1 protein-coding gene is annotated in these 815 nt (G+C 62.0%); it reads left to right on the forward strand.

What is annotated here, in order from left to right; translation table 11 throughout:
* Window positions 1-34: 34 nt before the first annotated feature.
* Window positions 35-815, forward strand: a 781-nt coding sequence (locus HMPREF2883_RS02045; RefSeq protein ID WP_256277287.1) for an ABC transporter permease, incomplete at its 3' end; no start/stop codon positions are given.

Here is an 815-nt window from a genome sequence, read left to right on the forward strand (position 1 = left end):
CCCCACCGCCACCGGTGAGGTGGCCATCGACTCCATGCTCGCCGAGCAGCAAGGCCTCAGCGTCGGCGACACCATCAAAATGAAGAACGACGACAAGGATGACGCCATCCACTCATCTTCCACGATCGTCGGCATCGTTTCCGCGGGAGCGGATAATCAAATTTCCGGACCTGGAATTATTTTCGGAACCACCGAACAGCTCCAGGCCATGGGAGCGCACACCAACTACTACAGATTATACGTCAACGCCAAACCAGGGTTCGACACCAGTGCCCTGATGAGTAGTGTTTCCAACACCATCTTGACCACCCAGCCATCCGCTATCATTCAGAGCGCCGACGAAACAATCGTCCAGCGCACTAAGTCGGAGACTGCAGGCGGGGAGAACATCTCAACTATCCTCAATCTCCTGGCCCCGGTCTGTGCGGTCGTTTCCATCATCGTCATCGCCACCACCTTCAGCACGCTGGTGGCTCGCCAGACCCGCACGATCGGCCTCATGCGCTGCATAGGATCAAGTCGCCGTCAGGTGATGCTCGCCGTGCTGCGCACCGGACTCATGACAGGTCTGGTCGGCTCCGTCCTGGGCGCGGCGCTCGGGACCGGTATCGGTGCCATCGCGGTGTCCTCGGGAACCTTCGCGGACCTCAAGGCCGATCAGCTGACCATCTCCCCGGTGTCCCTCGGGCTCACCGTCGCCTTGGGGACGCTGGTCACCCTCATCGCCGTGCTCCGCCCCGCCCGCTCCGCCACCCGCATCTCACCGCTCGTGGCACTCACCGGACAGGTCGCAAGCACCAAGCAGGCCGGACGCA

The organism is Actinomyces sp. HMSC075C01 (assembly GCF_001812965.1).
GTDB lineage: Bacteria > Actinomycetota > Actinomycetes > Actinomycetales > Actinomycetaceae > Actinomyces > Actinomyces acetigenes.